The following is an 18,620-nucleotide window of genomic DNA, read 5'->3' as shown; positions in this document are numbered from 1 at the left end:
ACGAGCCGCTAGGCGAGTACTCGCATGAAAACGAGCCCGCAGGGCGAGGCTTTCACAGCCAGCCGCGCTTGCGGAACCACAGCACCATGCCGGTCAACACCGACAACATGACGACGATCGTGATCCAGAACGCGTGCACCGAGCCTTCGCCCGGGACGCCGACGTTCATGCCCAGGACCGACGCGATCAGCGTCAGCGGCAGCATGATCACGCTGAACGCTGTCAGCACGCGGATCGAGTCGTTCAGGCGGTGGGAGAGCACGGACTCGTTGGTGGTCTCGAGGCCCTCGATCACCTCCTTGAAGTTCTCCAACATGTCCCAGACGCGTTCGGACGCGTCGTTGATGTCGTCGAAGTAGATGTCCAACTCGCCGGTGACGTAGCGCTTGGTGCGCTCTAGGTCCTTCAGCGCCGTGCGCTGCGGCCGGACGATCTTGCGGAAGTTGATGATCTCCTGCTTGGCGTTGGAGAGATCACGGACAACTTCGCGGTTGGCCTCCTCGTCGAAGATCGCCTCCTCCAGGCGCTCGAGCTTGAGGCTCATCTTGCGCAGCATGGGGAAGGACGCGTCCACGCAGGCGTCGACCACCTTGTACAACAAGTAGCCGGCACCCTTGGAGAACATGTCCTCGCGGACGTCCTCGTTGGTCCGGCAGCGGTCGAAGACGTACTGCAACGGCGCCAGCGGCTCGTTCGGGAGCGTGATCAGGAAGTCGGGGCCGACGAAGATGTCGACCTCGGCGGCGTTCAGCCGGTTGACGCGCTTGTCGTAGACCGGGAAGTGCAGGACCACGAACAGGTAGTCGGGGTACTCGTCGACCTTCGGCCGCTGGTTGCGCGAGTAGACGTCCTCGTAGTCCAGCGGGTGGAAGTCGAAGTGCTCTTCCAGCCAGGCGCGGTCGACCGCACGGGGGCGCTCGATGTTGATCCAGCGCAGGCCCTCGGCTTCGACGACCTCGACGTTGGGGACGTCAGGCTCAGCGGCGTGGGCGCTGCCGTCCGCGCGAGAGCGGGCAGCGCGACGCAGAGGCGGGCGGGGCAGCCTCGGCATTACGACTTAGGGGCTCGTCGACGGACGGGATCACGATGAGAAGCAGTGTACTGGGCGTACAACGAATCGTTGTACACGGACCACGGCTTGCGACCTCAAGTCCTACTGCTATCGTTCCGACCACATAGCTGAACACGTCCAGAGGGGTGGAGGGACCGGCCCGATGAAACCCCGGCAACCCCCGCGCATGCGCGGGTAGGTGCCAATTCCTGGAGACGTGTGGCGGTAGAAGCCACTTCTTCGTCACACACCACAACGACGAAGAACTGGGGTTTCCCGAATGGCTGTCACCAACCTGGCCTGTCGCGAGTGCGGCACCGAGTACGAGCTCACCGCGCAGTACGTCTGCCACAAGTGCTTCGGCCCGCTCGAGGTCAAGTACGACCACACCGCGCTGGCCGACGACGTCGCCTCTCTCCGTCGCCGGATCACCTCCGGCCCGCAGAACATCTGGCGCTACGTGGACTTCCTGCCGCTGGTCGAGGGCCAGCCGGGTCCGTCCGCCAAGATCCTCTCGCGCGTGGGACTGCCCGCGGGCTGCACGCCGCTGGTCCGCGCGGACCGGCTGGCCGAGCGCCTGGGCCTCAAGGAGGTCTGGGTCAAGAACGACGCGCACAACCCCACGCACTCCTTCAAGGACCGCGTCGTCTCCGTCGCCGCCGCCCGCGCGCGTGAGCTCGGCTTCGACACGCTGGCCTGCGCCTCCACCGGCAACCTCGCCAACGCCGTCGCCGCCGCGGCCGCCGCGCTCGGGATGCCGTCCTACGTCTTCATCCCGTCGGACCTCGAGGAGCAGAAGATCCTCGCCACCGGCGTGTACGGCACCAACTTGGTGAAGATCAAGGGCAACTACGACGACGTCAACCGCCTCTGCACCGAGATCAGCGGTGAGCAGGAGTCGTGGGCGTTCGTGAACGTCAACATGCGCCCGTACTACGCCGAGGGCTCCAAGACCTTGGCCTACGAGATCGCCGAGCAGCTCGGCTTCCGCACGCCGGACCGCGTCGTCGCGCCGATCGCCTCCGGGTCGTTGTACACCAAGATCGCCAAGGGCTTTGACGAATGGCGCGAGCTGGGCCTGATCGAGGGCGACGCGCCCACGATGAACGGCGCCCAGGCGCTGGGCTGCTCGCCGGTCGCCACCGCGTTCGCCGAGGGCACCGACGTCTGCCGCCCGGTCAAGCCGGACACCATCGCCAAGTCGCTGGCGATCGGCAACCCGGCCGACGGCCCCTACGCAGTCGAGTTGGCCAACAACTCCGGCGGCGGCATCGACTCGGTCACCGACGAGGAGATCAAGGCCGGCATCCGCCTGCTTGCCGAGACGACGGGCATCTTCACCGAGACCGCCGGTGGCGTCACCACCGCGACGCTGGCCAAGCTCGCCGACCGCGGCGACATCGACCCCGAGGAGCGCGTCGTGCTCGTCATCACGGGTGACGGCCTCAAGACCCTCGACGCCGTCCGCGGCACCTTCGAGGCGCACGAGATCGAGCCGAAGTTCTCGGCCTTCGAGAACACCGTCCTTGCCGGGGCCACCGCCTGATGGCCGTCGTCGTCAAGCTCCCGACCCAGCTGCGCGCCGCCGCCGGCGGCGCGTCCAAGGTCGAGGTCACCGCTGAGACTGTCGGTGCCGCGCTCGAGGCGCTGTACGAAGCACACCCCGATCTCCGCGACTCGCTCTCCGACGGCGACGGCGGCCTGCGCCGCTTCGTCAACGTCTACGTCGACGGCGAAGACGTCCGCTTCGGCGACGGCCTCTCGACGCCGGTCAAGGACGGCGGCGAGATCCAGGTGCTGCCGGCTGTCGCCGGCGGCCGCTAGCGCTCTCGCGCCTCACGACACCGCGTCCAGCCAGGCCGCCAGCTCGCGCGGCTTGGCCAGCGACGGCAGGTGGCCGGTGTCGATCGTGTCGGCCTTGACGCCGAGGCGCTCGTAGGCGAGGTCGCGGGCGAAGGCATAGGGGAAGACGCGGTCGTCGCGGGCGACGAGGACGCGGGTCGGCACGTCCGGCCAGGCGTCCAGCGGCCACGGCTCCACGCACGGGCGGTCGGACTGCTCCTGGCCGGGGCGGGCTAAGGCCTCTGCGACGAGCGGCTCCGGCACGTCGTGGAAGAAGCTCTCGATCTCGTCGAACGGCGGCGTGTCGCGACGGCCCTCGGCGGTCGTCGTCCACCAGTCGTTCACCGACTCGCCAGTTGCCGGGATCATCGGCGCGACGAGCAGCAACGCCTCGACGTCAACGTCCGCCGCCGCGATCGGCGCGCTGAAGGCGCCCATTGAGTGCGCGACCAGGACGACGTCGTAGCGGCCGGTGATCGCCTCGATGATCACGTCGGCGTACTTGTACAACCCGGCCGTGTCGTCGCCCGCAGGCAGGTCGATCGGCGTCGCCCCATGGCCGCGCTCGCGCAGCAGCGCCGCCACGTGCGACCAGTACCACCCATCACCCCCGGCGCCCGGGACCAACACGAATTCACTCATCGACGAGCACGGACGGCGAGCACCGCCCGGACTCATCGACGCGTGTCGGTCAGGGAACCAGGCGACCTTGGGCTCGCAGCGTGTCGAGGCGCTGTTCCAAGCGGTCGAGGCTGTGTTCCGCGTACGCGCCGCGCAGCTCGCGCTCCGAGACGGCGAAGGCCGCACCAACGGCGGTGAGTCCGACGTCGGCCAGCGCCTCCCAGCACGAGCGCAGCGCGCGGACGAGGACGTCGTCGTCAGGCACCGGGAGGCGCCCGTCCTCCGGGGAGCCGGCCAAGGAGAGGTAGTCGACCAGGACGTTGGCCTGCTGCGCCTCTTCGACCATCCGGCGTGGCGCGTCTGCCTCGCGCAACAGCGTGACGCGCCGCGCGATGGCGCCGCGCGCGGCGTCGGCCGCGGTCGGGCCGTCCACGTCCGTGAAGACCAGCCAGTGGTCCGGCCGGGTGCGAGTCGCCGCCGCCAGACCGATCCGGGTGGCCCGTGCGCCGAAGCCACCGACGTGCCAGCCGGAGGGAAGCTGGATCCCGACCGCCTCTTGCTCGTGTAGCGCGTCGATCTCGTAGTCGACCGTGACCAGGAGGCTGCCGTTCTCGCCGACCTCGACCGGATTGAGGCCCGCAACGGCGAGGTCCGCGCCGACCTCCTCCGGGTCGACCTCGAACGGCTTTGACGCGGTCCCGCGGACGCGCCAGCGGAAGAGGGCGGCACGCGTCAGCGGTTCGGGCTCCGGCTGCGCGTCCTCCTCAGCGCGCTCGGCCTCCCAGTCCGCGGCGCCGCGCAGACCGTGCTCGGTGAAGCGGAACGCCATGCGCCGGTCCTTGGTCGTCTCCTCGACCAGCTCCATCTCCTCCAAGCGCTTCACCACGTTGCGCACCGTCGTCGCCGAGACGTCGGTGTGCTTCTGAAGCTCCGCGAGCGTCAGCGGCTCGCCCTGCGCCTCGGCCAGCGCGAAGGTGATCGCCGTCCGGTTGTGGCCGAAGGCGATGGCGAACTCGAAGTCGCGCTTGGCACGTTGGCGCTCGGTCTCGGGCATCGCCCGGAGACTAGCCAGCCAACTCCAGCTCCCACGCCTCGACATCCTCGGCGGGATCGACGGCGCGGGCGGGGGACAAGGTGGAGGCGAAGACGCCGATCAGGATCACGCCGAGCGCGACCGCGGCCGCGCCCACGTACAGCGGCGCCTCCGCGTTGACGTGCTCCGACAGCTTGCCGGCCAGGAACGGGGCGATCGCGCCGCCGGCGAAGCGCACGAAGTTCGTGCCGGACGCGGCGATCGACGTGTCCGCGCTCGACAGCCCCAACAACAGGTTCGACAGCACCGCGTTGGCGATGCCGAGCACCAGGCCGGAGGCGATGATCGCCACGATCATCACGCCCTTGTCGTGGATGCCGAGGCCGATGATCAGCAGGTCGACCGCGAGCATCGCGAACGTCGCGGCCAGCAGCGGGAGGATCGGCAGGCGCGCGGTCAGCGCGGGTGCGCAGAAGATCGCGCCCAAGGCCACCAACAGGCCCCAGCCGAAGAAGACCGCGCCGAGCTCGTGGACGCCGAGGTCCAGCGGCAGCGGGGTGTAGGCCAACAGCATGAAGAAGCCGAAGTTGTAGAGGAGCGCGATCACGGCGCCCGCCAGCAGGCGGCGCTCGGCCAGCGCCTTCAAGGGTGCTGCGAGCGAGACCCGCTGCTCACGCGGCGCGGCCGGCGTCTTCCCGACGCCCACGTAGACCGACACGAACGACAACGCCATCAGCACCGCGACGCCGAAGAACGGGATCCGCCAGCCGATCCCGCCGAGCAGGCCGCCGACCAGCGGGCCCGACGCGATGCCGATGCCCAGCGCGGACTCGAAGAGGATCACCGCGGTTGGGATCCCGCCGCGGGCGGAGCCGACGATCGTCGACATCGACGTCGAGACGAACAACGCGATCCCGAGGCCCCAGCCGGCGCGGAACGCGACGACGGTCCCAACGCTTGAAGAAGCTCCCGCCGCGGCGCTGCAGACGATCACCAGCGCCAAGCCCACCAACATCGTGTTCTTGTTGCCGATGCGCGATGACAGCCAGCCGGCCGCCAGGTTCGAGATCCCGATGATCGCGAAGTAGGAGGTGAACAACAGCTCGACCTGCGACGGGCTGGCGTGCAGCCCGTCGGCGATGATCGGCAAGATCGGATCGACGAGGCCGATGCCCATGAAGGCGACGACGCACGCGAGGAGGACCGCCCAGACGGCGGCGGGCTGATGCTGGAACCGGGCCATGGCCTCTAGACATAGCGAACGTGAACGTGAAGTTCGGTCCAAATCGAACTAGACCACCGGGACGGGCCGTCAGAACTCAGACGATGGGCGGCCCTCAGCGGTCGAACGGGCCGTCCACGGCGTCGGCGGATTGCGTCACGGGACAGTCGCCGGGGTGGCCGCAGGCGACGCCGTCACACTGGCGGCAGACGCGTCGCGCGTCGCGGCGGGAGCCGGTCGCGCGGGCCAGCACATCGTCCAGGACCCGGAGCAGGACGTCCTGCTCGGCGCCGGTGAGGCTGCCGAGCGTGTCGCGGATCGCCCCGTCGCGCGCCGCGACGACGCGCCGCGCCGCCGCCCGGCCGCGGGGCGTCAGGCGTACGAGCGTGCCGCGCCGGTCGTCGGGGTCGGGTGCTCGGATCGCCAGTCCCGCGCGCTCCAGGCGCGTCACGAGGTGCGCGCCGCCCGGCTGGGAGAGCGAGAGCGCCGCACGCAGCTCCTCGATCCGCCGGCCGTGGCCGAAATTCGCCAGCGCGGTCAGTGCCTCGGCGTCGGCGCCCGCGACGTCGCTGATCGACCGCCGCACGGCGTCGTCGACCAGCAGCGCGGCGGCGCCGATGCGGTTGACGAGGCGGGGGTCGGGGACGGCCAGATCTGGAAGAATACATTCATGGCGAATGCAATGGCGAGGCGGCGTGTAGCGGTGATGCTTGCCGTGGGGCTGGCGACGGGCGCGGCGAGCGGCTGCGGCGGAAGCGGGGGCGGCCAGGTCGACGCCGGCGCGCTGCGCACCGACACCGCGTCGCGGGCTCGCCCCGTCGACCTCGACCCCGAGGTCACCGGTCGCGAGCTGCTGCGCCTCCAGCGGAGCGGCGCGCAGATGGGGGCCAACGACATCGTCAAGTTCGGCTCCGATGGCTCGGCCGTGGTCATTCAGGCTTACGGCGGCGGGGGCGAGAAGATCCGGCGCTGCGTGCTGCGCCCTGGCGTACTGGCCGGCCTGCGTACCCGGCTGGCGCACCTCCCGCTCGACCGCGCGCGGCCGGCGCCCAGGCGGAAGTTCGTCTCCATGTACGTCCCCGGTCCGGCGCGGTACACGCTCGTCGCCGGGCGGATCGACGCGCGCTTTGACCACGACACCATGCCCCGCGACGCCCGCCCGCTGGTGCGGCTGTTGGAGGACACGCTCTACGGTCGCGCCGCGGACTGCCGCGTGACATTTCGGTCCAAGGTCTCCTGACGACCGATGAGTTCCGAGCGCGCAGCCCGTCTCAGCAGGGATGTGCCCGCCCCCCGACCGCCCGGCCACCGTGATGGTGGTCGTCGACGCGACGACCGAGCTCCCCGTCGGCCGTCTCGACACGCGCCAGGGCGACCTCGTGCTCGTCGACGCCCTCGCGCGCCTGGCGCTCGCCGCGCAGCGCCGCGGCTGGCGGATCAGGATCGACGGCACCCCGCCGCCGCAGCTCGGCGCGCTGCTGGCGCTATGCGGGCTGGACCGCGTCCTCGGCCTGGTCGAGCCGCAGCGGCAGCCCGAACTGGGCGAACAGCTCGGGGAAGATGTAGTGGTGCAGAGCGGAGACCTTCCCCCCTGAGGTCTCCATGACGACGACGGCCCAGCCCTGGAAGCTCCCGTCGTCCATCGGGTTGTAGATCGCTAGCGCCGGGCCGCCGTTGGCCCATGTCGGGATGACCTTCGACCCTTCGCACTTGGCGCCGGTCGTAGTCATGAACGTCACGATGTCGTCCTGGCCGACGACCCACAGCGGGAACGGCGGCATGGAGAACGCCGCGTCGCGTTGCAGCAGCTTGACCAACTCGCTCATGTCATAGGCCTCGAAGGCCGCGACGTATTGCGCAAGCAGGTCGCGCTGCTCGGCATCGTCGACGTCCGCCGCGCCCGCGGCCGCCTCATCGAGGTCCAGCGTCTCCAGCGTGGCCCGCGCGCGTTGCAGCGCGCTGTTGACCGACGCGACCGACGTCTCCAGCAGCTCGGCGACCTCCGTCGCCTGCCAGCGCAGCACCTCGCGCAGGATCAGCACGGCGCGCTGCTTGGGCGGGAGGTGCTGGAGCGCGGCGACGAAGGCGAGCCGCAGCGTCTCGCGCGACGCCGCTACCTCCGCGGGGTCGCTGCCCTCTGGCGCGATCTTGGCGTCCGCGATCGGCTGTACCCACGCGAACTCACCGAGTGGCTCGCCGAGGGATGCCGACGCCGGCGACGCCGGCCCCATGTCCATTGGCGTCGCCCGCCGCTGCGGTCCCTGGAGCATGTCGAAGCAGACGTTCGACGCGATCCGGTACAGCCACGCCTTCAGCGCGGCCTTCTCCTGCAGCTTGTCCGAGGCCTTCCAGGCGCGGACCATCGTCTCCTGCACCGCATCTTCGGCCTCTGACCCCGAGCCGAGCATCCGGTAGCAGTAGCCCGTCAGCGCTCGCCGATGCACCTCCAGCTCACGCTCGACCTCAATCCCTGCGTCCGCTCCGATCGGCATTGCTGCCCATCGTAAGAGCTACCGCCACCGTGTCTCAAGCGATGGTGGTGCTAACCGCCCCTACCTCGCGCGGATGCGCTCCGCCAGGGTCAGGGTGAGCGCGACCAGCGCCAACGCGGCTACGACCGACCCGTACACGTTGGTCGTCGGCAGCAGCCCGGCGTGGGTGACCGCGACGCCCGCGGCGACCGCCGGGAGGCTGAAGCCGAGGTAGGAGAGGACGTACACGGCGGCGATGAGGCCGGCGCGCTCGGTCGGCGGCGCGAGCGAGATCAAGGTCTTGAACGCGCCTGAGAAGCCTGCGCCGAAGCCGAACCCCGCGACGACGCTGCCCGCGAAGAAGAGCGCGGTCGTCTCGGCGTTCAGGCCGGCAAGCGTGATCCCGACGCCGACGGCGAGCGCCGCGGCGCCCGCGATCATCACGCGCTCGGGATGGTGCGCGCGGGTCAGGACGGCGGTCGCCGCGCCGGTCGCGGTCAGCGCGACGATCACCAGGGCGCCGGTCACGTGGCTGGTCGTGTGCAGGAGCGAGATCGCCAGCGATGGGCCGAGCGAGAGGTAGAGGCCGCCGAGCGCCCAGGTCGCGACGAAGATCGGTGCCAGCGCGACGAACGCGGCGCGCGCCTCGTGCGGGATCCCGATCCTGGGCTTGAGCGCGCTCGCCCAGCTATGGGTGGGGCGAACGGTTTCGGGCATGACGGCGACCAGCGCGATCGTGACCGCGAAGACCCCGGTCAGTAGCCAGTAGACGAGGCGCAGCGGGTCCGGGCCGTATTGGACGAGGAGACCGGAGCCGAGCGCGCCGAGCGCCAGCCCGAGCGGCGGCGCCGCGGCGCTGAGCAGCGCGCCGAGCTGCGGGCGGTTCTCCGGCTGAAGGTCGATGAGGGTGGCCGAGAGCGCGCCGGTGGCGACGCCGGTCGCCAGGCCCTGGACGATGCGCGCCGCGAAGAGCGCGCCGATGCCGTGGGCGAGGCCGAACAAGACCATGGCAATGAGTTGCACCGCGAGCGCGCCGAGCAGGACCGGGCGGCGACCGACGCGATCGCTCAGCGACCCCGCGACGACCAGCGACACGAGCAGAGCCACCACGTAGACCGCGAAGACGCTGGTCAGCGTGAGCGGCGAGAAGTGCCACTGCTGCTGGTAGACGACGTACAGCGGCGACGGCGCGCTGGAAGCGAACAGCAAGAACATCAACGTGCCCGCGACGGCCCAGAAGGCGACGGGGCGCGAGAGGCGACGCGGGACGGTGGGGGATTCGGCGGTGGCGATGAGCATGGAGGGGAGGGAGGAGGAGAGGGGACGTGCCGGTGGTGGTTCGAAGACGGTCGAACAACACCATAGCGAAAGTTCGACAGATGTCGAACCAAGGTGTCCGCGGGAGGTGATGTTCGCCTCCGGGCAAGGCTCGAGGCCGAATCGAAGATCCGGGTCGAGTTATCCCCAACTATTGCGGCTAACTCGACCCGGACCCCGATTCGAGATCCCCGACGCCATGGTGCTTCGTGCCCGAAGCGCCGCGCGCAGCCCGCTGCGCTCAGCTCGCGACCCGCAACGCCAGCGCCAGCTCGAAGCGCGCGTCGGGATCGTCCAGTGCGTCGCCGAAGAGGGCGCGGAGCGCTTTGAGCCGATAGCGGACGGTCTGCACGTGCAGCCCGAGACGGTCGGCCATCGCCTGCGGGCGTCCGGGGTCGGCGAGCCAGGCCGCGAGGGTCTCGGTGAGGCGCTCGCGGGCGGCGGCGTCATCCATCTCACGCAGTGGCGCAAGGCGGCGGGCAGCGACGTCGTGGGCGAGGTCTGGTGCGGCGCCGAGCAACAGCGCGATCTCATGGTCGTCAGCGCGAATGACCGACGGCACACCGCCCGCGCCGCCGCCACGCCCGCGGCTGTTCCTACCGGCAGCATCGCTGCGCGCTCGGTCTAGCAGCGCGGCCGCCCGGGCAGCGCTGCGCGCCGCGGCGGCGGGCGCGACCGCGGGTCCGACGGCCAGCGGCGCCTCCAACCCGAGCGCACGCGCAGCACGGCGTAGCCAGCGCTCGGCCTCCTCGCCGTCGCCGACGACCAGCGCGAGGCGGCCGTCGGACGCGGTCGTCGTGAGCACGCGCTCGGGGGCGGCGCCAGCCGGTGCGGCGAGCGGGTCGGCCGGCAGCGCCGCGACCGCGACCCGTACCGCGTCCGGCAGAACCCATCCGGCGGCCTCGGCGGCAGCGCGCAGCACGACGTCCTCCGCGGGTGGATCGCTGAGCAGCAGTGACACCAGCCGCTCACGCAGCGCGCGATCCCGCCGACGCGCCTCGGCCTCCTGCGCCGCGAACCCCTCGGCGGCCGCGACCGACAGCTCGTCGACCAGCTCCAGCACCGCGCGGCCGTAGGTGAAGATGTCGCTCGCAGAGGGCGCGGCGTCGGCGGTGTCCGGCAGCAGCGCGGTCGACCGCTCCCACATCGCCAAACCACCCAGCCGATAGAACGACAACAGCTCGGTGAGCGTGCGGCCGGCGGCCTGCTGGGCGCGACCGTGGGCGACGAAGAGGTCGAGGTCGGCCGGAGCACGCTCGCCGCCGAGCCGCGCGACGAAGCAGACCGCCGCGGCCCGCGCGCCCACGCGCAGGTTGCGCAGCGTGGCAGCGTCCGGTGCGCCCTCGGGACCACCGCCGGCGGCGAAACGCTCCAGCACGGCGTCGGCGAGCTCGTCGAGGTGGGCGGCAAGGACATCCCGCAGGTCGGCGCTGAACGCGGCCATTGGAGGAAACCTACAACGTGGGGGAGTTGAAGAATCCTCCTCATCGCGCAGGAGAACGCTGGGCGGAGCAGTAAGGTTGGCGTCGCATGGTTCGCGTCCTGCACTGCGACGACTCGCCCTCGTTCCGCGCGCTGATTCGCGCCGAGCTGGAGGACGACGCCGACATCGAGATCGTCGCCGAGGCGGGCGACATCGACGGTGCGGTCTCGCTCGCGGAGCAGACCCGACCGGACATCGTCCTGCTCGACCTCCTGGACTCCGATCGCGACGCCGTCACCGAGCTGGCGCAGGTCGCGCCGGGCGTGCGCGTCGTGGTCCTGAGCGGCCATCCGCGCGAGTACGGCGAGCGGCGCCGCGGCGGCGCGGCGGCCTACGTGGAGAAGGACGCACCGATCGCCGAGCTGCGCGAGACGGTGCTGCGCGTCGCGGGCGGGTAGCGTCGGGCGGTAGTGGCCCGCGCCGACGCCGAGAGCGACACGCCGAACCTCGCCGAGTACGCCGCCAAGCGTGACTTCTCCGCCACGCCCGAGCCGGCGGGCGGTGGCACGCCGTCGTCGTCGCCCGAGTCCTCCGACGGCGCGCTCCGGTTCGTCATCCAGGAGCACAGCGCGACCCGGCTGCACTGGGACCTGCGCCTCGAACACGACGGCGCGCTGACGTCGTTCGCGATCCCGAACGGCCTGCCATGGGCTCCGGGCGACAACCGCCTCGCGGTCCGGACCGAGGACCACCCGATGGAGTACCTGGAGTTCCACGGTGAGATCCCGAAGGGCTCCTACGGCGCAGGGACGATGACGATCTGGGATCGCGGGACCTACGAGGTCCAGAAGTGGGACGCCAAGAAGATCGAGGTCGAGCTGGCCGGCGAGCGCGTGACCGGCGGCTTCGCGCTCTTCCCCATCGGGCCAGAGCCCAAGGACTGGATGATCCACCGCATGGGCGGCCCCGCACCCGTCGGCGGTTGGGTGCTCGGCCACGAGCCGATGCCCGAGGCGCTGGTGCCGATGCTCGCCAAAGCCGGGGAAGTCCCGCCCGCCCGCGAGGACAAAGCGGGCACGTGGGCCTACGAGGTCAAGTGGGACGGCATCCGAGCAGTGCTGTTCAGCGAGCCGGGCCGGATGCGGTTCGTGACGCGCAACGGCAACGACGTCACGTCGCGCTATCCCGAGTTGTCGCGGTTGAACCGGGCGCTGTCGATGCACCGCGCCGTGCTGGACGGCGAGATCGTCGCGTTCGACGATCAGGGGCGCCCGTCGTTCGCCGCGCTCCAAGGGCGGATGCACCTGACGCGCGACGCGCAGGTCAAGCGCATGGCGAAAGAGGCGCCGGTCTCTTTCCTGGCGTTTGACCTGTTGTGGTTGGACGGCCGCTCGCTGACGGGGCTGACCTACCTGGAGCGGCGCGCCGCGCTGCGCGCGCTGCTGGCCGACGGCGAGCGCTGGCAGGTTCCCGACCACGTCGTAGGCGGCGGCGAAGCGTTGCTGGCCGCCACCCGAGAGCAGGGCCTTGAGGGGATCGTCGCCAAGAAGGTCGACTCGCCCTACGAGCCCGGTCGCCGCTCGGGCGCTTGGCGGAAGATCAAGAACACCAACCGGCAGGAGTTGATCATCGGCGGCTGGCTGCCGGGGGAGGGGCGCCGGCGTGAGCGGATCGGCGCGCTGCTCGTCGGCGTCCGCGACGGGGAGGACGGTGGCGCCGAAGCGCCGCTGCGCTTCGCCGGCCGCGTCGGCACCGGCTTCACCGAAGCCGAGCTCAACCGTCTCGCGGGGCTGCTCGCGCCGCTCGAGCGCGGCTCGTCGCCGTTCGACATCGTGCCCACCGCAGTGAAGATCCCGCGCGAGGCGTGCTGGGTCGAGCCGGAGCTGGTCTGCGAGGTCGAGTTCGTCGAGTGGACGCGCGAGGGCGTCCTGCGCGCGCCGTCGTACAAGGGGCTGAGGGACGACAAGCCCGCAGCGCTCGTGGTGCGCGAGCCGGTCGCGCCGCCGAAGGGCGCGGGGCGTGGCGCGAAGGCGGTGCTCGCCGAGGTCGGCGGGCACGAGCTGCGGCTCACCAACCGCGACAAGGCGCTCTGGCCGTCTGGGCACACCAAGGGCGACCTCATCAACTACTACGTCGAAATGGCCGAGGTCCTGCTGCCGCATCTGCAGGGACGGCCGCTGACGCTCAAGCGCTACCCCTCCGGTACCGAGAGCCAGTTCTTCTATGAGAAGCAGGCGCCGGCGCACCGGCCGGACTGGGTCCGCACGACGCCGGTCAAGCTCGAAGGCGGCAAGACCATCAACTACGTGCTGGCCGAGGATGTCGCGACGCTCGCCTGGCTGGGCAACCTCGCCGACCTCGAGCTGCACACGCCGATGCACCGGGCGGCGCCTGACGGGAAGCTCTCGCCGCCCGCGATGATCGTCTTCGACCTCGACCCCGGCGAGCCAGCGGGCCTGCTGGAGTGCTGCCAGATCGCCACCGTCCTGCGCGGCATGTTCCAGCACTTGGGGCTGGAGTCCGTGGTCAAGACGTCGGGCTCCAAGGGCATGCAGATGTACGTCCCGCTCAACGTCGCGGGCGTCACCTACACGCAGACCAGGGGCTTTGCCAAGGCGGTCGCCGAGTTGTTGGAGGCCGAGGCGCCCGACCTGGTCGTGGCGCGCCAGACCAAGACCCTGCGCAAGGGCAAGATCTTGGTCGACTGGATGCAGAACGACGTCAACAAGACCACCGTGTCGGTCTACTCGCCGCGTGGGCGAGAGCGGCCGACGGTCTCGACGCCGCTGGCGTGGGACGAGGTGCAGGCGGCGATCGATCAAGGCAATGCGGATGGGTTGGTGTTCGACATGGCGGACGTGTTGGCGCGGGTTCGTGAGCGAGGGGACCTGTTTGCGGATGCCTTGACCGTGGCGCAGGAGCTGCCTGGTCTCTAAGTCAGATATGACGTGGTGAGGCCCGAATCACCATGCGAACGTGTGTTCGGTCATGGGAGATGCCGGATCGCCGTACAGCCGCTTCAGGCGGGCCCTTAAAACGGGCAACCTCACGATCATCCGCGCGGCCGCCGCGGAGCTGCCGGTCATCCGGCTGGACGACGCGCTGCAGGTGTGCGTCCTGCTCCGCGACCGCGAGCCGGAGCGCTACGAGCGCGCCGCCGTGCGGTGGTTAGGCCGCTACTGCGTAGAGCGACCAGACGTGACGCTGGACGACGTCGAGCACGCGCGTGCCGCGTTCGCGCTGATGCGGACCGACCCGTCGGGCGCGCTGGAGATCCTGCAGGCGGTGTGCGCGCCCGGGGCGAGCGCGGCGGCGCGGGCGCGGATCACAGCGGGAGCGCCGAGCTAATGCAGCGGGGCCGTTGCACGCTCGAGCCCGCTCAGCTCGAAGACCCAGAAGTCCTTGCCGAGCACGGGGACCGAGACGTTGTACACGGGCACGTCGCCGATGGCGCCCTCAAATGTGCCCGCGTGCGCGTGCCCGTGCAGAACCATGTCCGGCTCGTGCTGGGCGATGGGCGCGGCGACGCGGTCGTTGCCCAGCATCGTCCAGATCGTCTCGGGCTCCCCGACCAAGGTGGTGGTCGACGGGGCGTAGTGCATCAACACGATCCGGAAGGGACAGTGGGCGATGGCCTTGAGGCCGTCGTCGAGCGCCTCCACGTCTTTCGTGGTCTCGGCGTACACCGTGCGCAACAGCGGTTCGCCGAAGTCCGGCAGATGCGAGCCGGGGAAGCCACCCACAAAGCCCTTCAGGCCGACCAGCCCGATCTCCACGTCGTTGACGCAGACGATCGCGGTCTCGCGCTCCAACACGGTGATGCCGGCGTCTTCGAGGATCGGCTGAATCGCGTCCACCTGGTCGCAATGCCAGTCGTGGTTGCCCCAGACGGCGTAGATGGGGATGTCGAGGTCGCGGCAGGCGTCGGCAAGGACCCGCGCTTGCTCCGGCTGGCCGTGGGTGGTGAGGTCGCCGGCGAGCAGGAGAAGATCGGCGTCACCCGCCAGCGCGGCGAACGCTTCGCGGGCCTCCTCGGCACGCGACGGCTGGCAGTGCATGTCGCCGGCGGCGGCGATCCGCAGGGGCGGTGCGTCGGGCATCGCGTTGGCAGTACCCGCTCGGCTGTGGTGGGAACGTCCCGTGTGGGTAGTCCAACGAGCATGGGCGAGGTGCGATCCACGTTCGAGGAGATCGAGAGCAGCCTGAAGACCGCGGCGGCCGCGCTGCGCGATGCGGGCCTGGACTTCGCGCTGGCGGGCAGCGTCGCCTGCTGGGCGCGCGGTGCGCCGCAGTCGCGCAACGACCTCGACTTCCTGGTCAAGCCCGAGGACGCCGAGCGCGCCCTGGACGCGCTGGTTGGCGCCGGCATGCGCGCTGACCGTCCGCCGGAGGGCTGGCTGCTGAAGGCCTGGGACGCCGCCGACGACGGCAGCGAGACGCTCGTCGACCTGATCTTCGGCCCGCGCGGCATCAGCGACGTCGGCGCTGTGCTGGACCGTGCCGAGCTGCTGCCCGTGGCAGCCCTAGACCTGCCCGTCGTTCACCTTGACGACGTGCTGGTGATGAAGCTCCACGCCTTCGACGAGCACGCTTGCGACTTCGCGCGCATCCTGGCGATCGCGCGCGCCGTCCGGGAGCAAGTTGACTGGGACGACGTCCGCGCTCGCACCGACACGAGCCCCTTCGCGCGCGCCTTCTTCACACTCATCGAAGGCCTTGGCATCGTCGGCGACGGTTCGCCACCGCCTCGTCCACTCGCCGCGACGACCCGCGCAAAGGTCGCCGTCGAGGGCGAGCCGACCGGACCCATCGAACGCGCCGAACGCTGGCAAGCCCCGGGCCGCATCACCACCAGCGTGGCCGGTGAGTCCGTGCACGAGCACGGCGACGGCTGATGGATCCGACTTAGCCGACGGCCACGGCGAGCGCGCTACTGCGCGTCGCCATGGGCTAGCGCCTTCGCGCTCGCCTCGGCGGCGGTCCGCGCGGCGGCGCGGGAGGCGGCGGCAGCCTGGCCGAGGATGCGGCGATGCTCCGGCTCGGCCTGCGGGATGAGCGAGGCGGTCGCCTCACCGAGCTTCAGGTGCGCCGCCGACAACCGCTCCAGCTCCGCGGCAAGGCGGGCAAGCGGATCATCGAGGCGGGCGGCGTCATCCATGTCGTTCACCATGGCACCCCGCCTACCCGACCTCAAGGAAGTTGGACCTCAACGCGGACGGGTGGCGGAGCGTCCACGTCCAGGACAAGTGGCGGCGCGCCTGCGACGCTATAGCCATGACGGTCTACGTCGCCGGGCAGATCCACCGGCTCGCCTCGCCCGATCGTCCCATGATCGACTGGGGCGTGGACCTCGGCGAGGGACGCACCGGTCGCGTTCGCGTGCCGCACGCCGTCTACGCAGCCGTCGAGGCGACCGACCGCGACGAGTACATCCGCGAGGCACTGGCCGACCACCTCACGCGACACCAGCTGTCGGACACGGACCTGCTGGCGGGCGACCACATCGCGCTGCTTTAGCGGGTCGCCGCTTCCAGAACCTGGAGACGGAGGCGCCGCATTTCGACGTGCGCTCAACCGCGTGCCCACGCTGAGCCTTGGTCCTCCTGCGCCGCCGGCTCGCCAGCGATGTAATCAAGCCGCGTTAGGCCGAGGGCCGCGCGGTCCCGTAGAACGACGAAACCCCCGACCAGCGGGGGTTCCGTGCAGCGCGCCCGGCTGGATTCGAACCAGCGACCTCTCGCTCCGGAGGCGAGCGCTCTATCCACTGAGCTACGGGCGCGTGCGGTGAAGGCAGCCTAGCGGCTTGTCGTCAGGCGGCGCGCGAGATAGCGGCGGTTCCGGTGTTGGTCCGTGGGTTGATGTGCGTCTTGATCGTGGTCGATGTCGTGGTCGACGCGGTGACCTAAAGGCCGAGCGCGCGGCGTCGTCCGCGCAACTTCAGGCAGACGCCGATGCCCTCCAACGAGATCGCCAGCGACATCTTGGACTCACCTGCGACGCGCTCTTCGAACTCGAAGGGGATCTCCTCGATGCGCTTGCCAAGCAGATGCGCGAGCTGGGTCGTCTCGATCTGGAAGGCGTAGCCGGCGGCGAGGGTCGCGTCGAGGTCGAGGTCGCGCAGGCAGGAGGCGCGCCAGAGCTTGAAGCCGCCGGAGAGGTCGTCGTAGGGGAGGCCGAGCAAGGCCTTGCTCAACGTGCAGCCGACGCGGGAGAGCATGCGGCGTGAGCGGCTCCACGACGCGGTGCTCCCGCCCGGCAGGTAGCGGTTGCCGATCACGAGGTCGGCGCCGCGGCCGTCCAAGACCTCCAGCATCTCGGCGAGCTTCTCGGGCGGATGCGACAGGTCGCAGTCCATCTGGCCGACCGCGCGGTAGCCGCGACCCAAACACCATGAGAACCCGGCGCGGTACGCGGCGCCGAGGCCGTCCTTGGCGGTCCGGTGCAGCACGTGCATCCACGGGCGCTCGGCCGCGAGCGCGTCGGCGATGGCGCCGGTGCCGTCCGGCGAGTTGTCGTCCACGATCAGCAGCTCCATGCCGGTCGCCGCGAAGCGCTCGACGAAGAGCGGCAGAGCCTCGGCCTCGTTGAAGGTCGGGACGACGATGACGACGTCGCTCGAAGGGTCGGGCGCCGCGGCGTCAGCGAGCGGCGGCGTGGCGGGGCTCGGCGACAGCGTGGGCAGCGACGCCGTGGCGAGGCCGACCGACGTAGCGGGCCTCGGTGAGGTGACGCGCGCGGGACGTGCCGCGAGCGCCGCTTCCGCGACCGCCGCCGCCAACAGCTCGCCCGCGAAGCCGATCACGCGCAGGGTCAGCGCGAAGGCCGTCGCCGCCGCGGCGCCGAGGGGCGCCGTGAGCGTCATCGCCAGCGTCGCGTCGCGGACGCCGAGTCCGCCGGGCGCGATCGGCACCAGCACGCCAGCGAGCCAGGACAAGGCGGCGGCGCCGAGCAGCAGGCCGGTTGCGGCGCCGCTCGGCGCGAGCAGCGACAACCCAGCAGCGGTCGCGATCCAGCCCAGTGCGTGGACGGCGACCAACATCATCACCTCGCGACCACGCAGGGGCGCGCTGGCCTCCACGCCGCGCGCCAGCAGGCGGCGGCGGATCCAGCCGCCGAGCCAAGAAGGGCGCAGGGCAGCGACGAGGAGCACCGCGAGCAGCGCGGAGCCAAGGGCGTACCACGGCGGCGTCAGGCCCGCGACGGCGAAGCCGATCGGCGCGGCCAGCGCACCGCCCACGACGGCAGCCAACTGCTCGTAGGCGGTGGCGGTCAGGACCTGCGGCGTGGTCGCGCCGACCTTCTCCCGCGCGCCTACCCGATAGGCGAACCCGACCGCGCCCGAGGGCTCGTAACGCAGCAGCCACGACCGCGACCACATCCGCAGCGCCTCGCGCAACGGCGCCGCGGCGCCCACGCGCCGCAACGCCACCACGAACGTCCCGGCCTGCACCAGCCCGGGCACCGCGAGCAGCGCGGCAGCGGCGATCAGCGTGCCGGGATCGGTCGTCCAATCGAACGCGGCGAGGTCACCGCGGCGGGCCCAGACCGCGAAGCCGAGCGTCGCGAAGAGGCCGATGGTCAAGAGCGTGCGAAGTCTCATGACCACACGTACACCGCTATTGACCGATGGTTAGCAAGCG

The 18,620-nt window shown here is 70.8% G+C and carries 20 protein-coding genes, 1 tRNA gene and 1 riboswitch; of the genes, 9 read left to right on the top strand and 12 right to left on the bottom strand.

Annotation, left to right across the window (positions count from 1 at the left end):
• Positions 1-52: 52 nt before the first annotated feature.
• Positions 53-1,051 carry a magnesium transporter CorA family protein gene (locus tag ACT01A_RS02120; protein ID WP_445150591.1) on the bottom strand — a complete coding sequence of 333 codons (999 nt, stop codon included), beginning with the start codon at positions 1,049-1,051 and terminating at the stop codon, positions 53-55.
• Between the two features lie 131 nt (positions 1,052-1,182).
• Positions 1,183-1,273, top strand: a riboswitch (SAM riboswitch).
• Positions 1,274-1,331: 58 nt separating this feature from the next.
• Here ACT01A_RS02120 and thrC point away from each other — a divergent pair.
• Together thrC and ACT01A_RS02110 are read left to right on the top strand one after the other, a co-directional pair.
• The gene (gene thrC / locus ACT01A_RS02115; RefSeq protein WP_445150590.1) at positions 1,332-2,597 is read left to right on the top strand and encodes a threonine synthase; all 1,266 of its coding nucleotides are present in this window, start codon (positions 1,332-1,334) and stop codon (positions 2,595-2,597) included.
• A complete protein-coding gene (locus ACT01A_RS02110) occupies positions 2,597-2,875 on the top strand; it encodes a ubiquitin-like small modifier protein 1 (protein ID WP_445150589.1) in 279 nt (92 codons plus the stop codon). The genes thrC and ACT01A_RS02110 overlap by 1 nt, the downstream gene beginning before the upstream one ends.
• A 12-nt stretch (positions 2,876-2,887) precedes the next feature.
• On the opposite strand, the gene ACT01A_RS02105 is transcribed toward ACT01A_RS02110, so the two are convergent.
• The 4 genes from ACT01A_RS02105 to ACT01A_RS02090 all read right to left on the bottom strand — a co-directional run bounded on the left by ACT01A_RS02105 (position 2,888) and on the right by ACT01A_RS02090 (position 6,355).
• Entirely contained in the window at positions 2,888-3,535 is a 648-nt protein-coding gene (locus tag ACT01A_RS02105; protein ID WP_445150588.1) for an alpha/beta fold hydrolase, read from the bottom strand.
• Between the two features lie 49 nt (positions 3,536-3,584).
• Positions 3,585-4,568 carry a helix-turn-helix domain-containing protein gene (locus ACT01A_RS02100; protein ID WP_445150587.1) on the bottom strand — a complete coding sequence of 328 codons (984 nt, stop codon included), beginning with the start codon at positions 4,566-4,568 and terminating at the stop codon, positions 3,585-3,587.
• 10 nt (positions 4,569-4,578) lie between these two features.
• Positions 4,579-5,790: an MFS transporter gene (locus ACT01A_RS02095; RefSeq protein WP_445150586.1), complete on the bottom strand. Its 1,212-nt coding sequence runs from the start codon at positions 5,788-5,790 to the stop codon at positions 4,579-4,581.
• A 94-nt stretch (positions 5,791-5,884) separates the two neighbouring features.
• Positions 5,885-6,355 carry a MarR family winged helix-turn-helix transcriptional regulator gene (locus tag ACT01A_RS02090; RefSeq protein WP_445150585.1) on the bottom strand — a complete coding sequence of 157 codons (471 nt, stop codon included), beginning with the start codon at positions 6,353-6,355 and terminating at the stop codon, positions 5,885-5,887.
• Between the two features lie 117 nt (positions 6,356-6,472).
• Here ACT01A_RS02090 and ACT01A_RS02085 point away from each other — a divergent pair, with 117 nt between their 5' ends.
• Positions 6,473-7,009 (top strand): hypothetical protein, encoded by a 537-nt coding sequence (locus tag ACT01A_RS02085; RefSeq protein ID WP_445150584.1) that lies wholly within the window; start codon positions 6,473-6,475, stop codon positions 7,007-7,009.
• A 40-nt stretch (positions 7,010-7,049) separates the two neighbouring features.
• Entirely contained in the window at positions 7,050-7,364 is a 315-nt protein-coding gene (locus ACT01A_RS02080; protein WP_445150583.1) for a hypothetical protein, read from the top strand.
• On the opposite strand, the gene ACT01A_RS02075 is transcribed toward ACT01A_RS02080, so the two are convergent.
• The 3 genes from ACT01A_RS02075 to ACT01A_RS02065 form a co-directional block, all read right to left on the bottom strand.
• A complete protein-coding gene (locus ACT01A_RS02075; RefSeq protein ID WP_445150582.1) occupies positions 7,254-8,261 on the bottom strand; it encodes a sigma-70 family RNA polymerase sigma factor in 1,008 nt (335 codons plus the stop codon). The two genes, ACT01A_RS02080 and ACT01A_RS02075, sit on opposite strands and share 111 nt — an antisense overlap.
• Before the next feature lie 60 nt (positions 8,262-8,321).
• Complete coding sequence (locus ACT01A_RS02070; protein WP_445150581.1) at positions 8,322-9,539, bottom strand: MFS transporter; 1,218 nt, start codon at positions 9,537-9,539, stop codon at positions 8,322-8,324.
• 259 nt (positions 9,540-9,798) lie between these two features.
• Positions 9,799-11,001, bottom strand: coding sequence for a helix-turn-helix domain-containing protein (locus tag ACT01A_RS02065; RefSeq protein ID WP_445150580.1), 1,203 nt, complete (start codon positions 10,999-11,001; stop codon positions 9,799-9,801).
• 86 nt (positions 11,002-11,087) lie between these two features.
• On the opposite strand from ACT01A_RS02065, the gene ACT01A_RS02060 reads away from it, so the two are divergent.
• The 3 genes from ACT01A_RS02060 to ACT01A_RS02050 are packed head-to-tail and all read left to right on the top strand — an operon-like array spanning position 11,088 to position 14,328.
• The gene (locus tag ACT01A_RS02060) at positions 11,088-11,438 is read left to right on the top strand and encodes a response regulator (RefSeq protein ID WP_445150579.1); all 351 of its coding nucleotides are present in this window, start codon (positions 11,088-11,090) and stop codon (positions 11,436-11,438) included.
• A 12-nt stretch (positions 11,439-11,450) separates the two neighbouring features.
• The gene (gene ligD, locus ACT01A_RS02055; RefSeq protein WP_445150578.1) at positions 11,451-13,916 is read left to right on the top strand and encodes a DNA ligase D; all 2,466 of its coding nucleotides are present in this window, start codon (positions 11,451-11,453) and stop codon (positions 13,914-13,916) included.
• 52 nt (positions 13,917-13,968) lie between these two features.
• The gene (locus ACT01A_RS02050; protein WP_445150577.1) at positions 13,969-14,328 is read left to right on the top strand and encodes a hypothetical protein; all 360 of its coding nucleotides are present in this window, start codon (positions 13,969-13,971) and stop codon (positions 14,326-14,328) included.
• Here ACT01A_RS02050 and ACT01A_RS02045 read toward each other — a convergent pair.
• Entirely contained in the window at positions 14,325-15,080 is a 756-nt protein-coding gene (locus ACT01A_RS02045; protein WP_445150576.1) for a metallophosphoesterase family protein, read from the bottom strand. The two genes, ACT01A_RS02050 and ACT01A_RS02045, sit on opposite strands and share 4 nt — an antisense overlap.
• Positions 15,081-15,149: 69 nt before the next feature.
• Here ACT01A_RS02045 and ACT01A_RS02040 point away from each other — a divergent pair, with 69 nt between their 5' ends.
• The gene (locus ACT01A_RS02040; RefSeq protein ID WP_445150575.1) at positions 15,150-15,875 is read left to right on the top strand and encodes a hypothetical protein; all 726 of its coding nucleotides are present in this window, start codon (positions 15,150-15,152) and stop codon (positions 15,873-15,875) included.
• 35 nt (positions 15,876-15,910) lie between these two features.
• Here ACT01A_RS02040 and ACT01A_RS02035 read toward each other — a convergent pair whose 3' ends face one another.
• On the bottom strand, positions 15,911-16,138 hold the full coding sequence (locus ACT01A_RS02035) for a hypothetical protein (protein WP_445150574.1): 228 nt from the start codon (positions 16,136-16,138) through the stop codon (positions 15,911-15,913).
• A gap of 116 nt (positions 16,139-16,254) precedes the next feature.
• Between ACT01A_RS02035 and ACT01A_RS02030 the strand changes: the two genes are divergently transcribed.
• Positions 16,255-16,497 (top strand): hypothetical protein, encoded by a 243-nt coding sequence (locus tag ACT01A_RS02030; protein ID WP_445150573.1) that lies wholly within the window; start codon positions 16,255-16,257, stop codon positions 16,495-16,497.
• Positions 16,498-16,686: 189 nt separating this feature from the next.
• Here ACT01A_RS02030 and ACT01A_RS02025 read toward each other — a convergent pair.
• Positions 16,687-16,759: transfer RNA gene (locus tag ACT01A_RS02025), tRNA-Arg, on the bottom strand.
• Between the two features lie 123 nt (positions 16,760-16,882).
• Positions 16,883-18,580, bottom strand: coding sequence for a polyprenol monophosphomannose synthase (locus ACT01A_RS02020; RefSeq protein ID WP_445150572.1), 1,698 nt, complete (start codon positions 18,578-18,580; stop codon positions 16,883-16,885).
• Between the last annotated feature and the right edge of the window lie 40 nt (positions 18,581-18,620).

It is taken from the genome of Baekduia sp. Peel2402 (assembly GCF_052567285.1).
This window is presented reverse-complemented; position numbering and strand designations above follow the sequence as displayed.

Coding starts and splice junctions, on each gene's coding strand:
- ACT01A_RS02120 (WP_445150591.1), bottom strand. CDS start 1,051: ATGCCGAGGCTGCCCCGCCCGCCTCTGCGTCGCGCTGCCCGCTCTCGC.
- thrC (WP_445150590.1), top strand. CDS start 1,332: ATGGCTGTCACCAACCTGGCCTGTCGCGAGTGCGGCACCGAGTACGAG.
- ACT01A_RS02110 (WP_445150589.1), top strand. CDS start 2,597: ATGGCCGTCGTCGTCAAGCTCCCGACCCAGCTGCGCGCCGCCGCCGGC.
- ACT01A_RS02105 (WP_445150588.1), bottom strand. CDS start 3,535: ATGAGTGAATTCGTGTTGGTCCCGGGCGCCGGGGGTGATGGGTGGTAC.
- ACT01A_RS02100 (WP_445150587.1), bottom strand. CDS start 4,568: ATGCCCGAGACCGAGCGCCAACGTGCCAAGCGCGACTTCGAGTTCGCC.
- ACT01A_RS02095 (WP_445150586.1), bottom strand. CDS start 5,790: ATGGCCCGGTTCCAGCATCAGCCCGCCGCCGTCTGGGCGGTCCTCCTC.
- ACT01A_RS02080 (WP_445150583.1), top strand. CDS start 7,050: ATGTGCCCGCCCCCCGACCGCCCGGCCACCGTGATGGTGGTCGTCGAC.
- ACT01A_RS02075 (WP_445150582.1), bottom strand. CDS start 8,261: ATGCCGATCGGAGCGGACGCAGGGATTGAGGTCGAGCGTGAGCTGGAG.
- ACT01A_RS02070 (WP_445150581.1), bottom strand. CDS start 9,539: ATGCTCATCGCCACCGCCGAATCCCCCACCGTCCCGCGTCGCCTCTCG.
- ACT01A_RS02065 (WP_445150580.1), bottom strand. CDS start 11,001: ATGGCCGCGTTCAGCGCCGACCTGCGGGATGTCCTTGCCGCCCACCTC.
- ACT01A_RS02060 (WP_445150579.1), top strand. CDS start 11,088: ATGGTTCGCGTCCTGCACTGCGACGACTCGCCCTCGTTCCGCGCGCTG.
- ACT01A_RS02050 (WP_445150577.1), top strand. CDS start 13,969: ATGGGAGATGCCGGATCGCCGTACAGCCGCTTCAGGCGGGCCCTTAAA.
- ACT01A_RS02045 (WP_445150576.1), bottom strand. CDS start 15,080: ATGCCCGACGCACCGCCCCTGCGGATCGCCGCCGCCGGCGACATGCAC.
- ACT01A_RS02035 (WP_445150574.1), bottom strand. CDS start 16,138: ATGGATGACGCCGCCCGCCTCGATGATCCGCTTGCCCGCCTTGCCGCG.
- ACT01A_RS02030 (WP_445150573.1), top strand. CDS start 16,255: ATGACGGTCTACGTCGCCGGGCAGATCCACCGGCTCGCCTCGCCCGAT.
- ACT01A_RS02020 (WP_445150572.1), bottom strand. CDS start 18,580: ATGAGACTTCGCACGCTCTTGACCATCGGCCTCTTCGCGACGCTCGGC.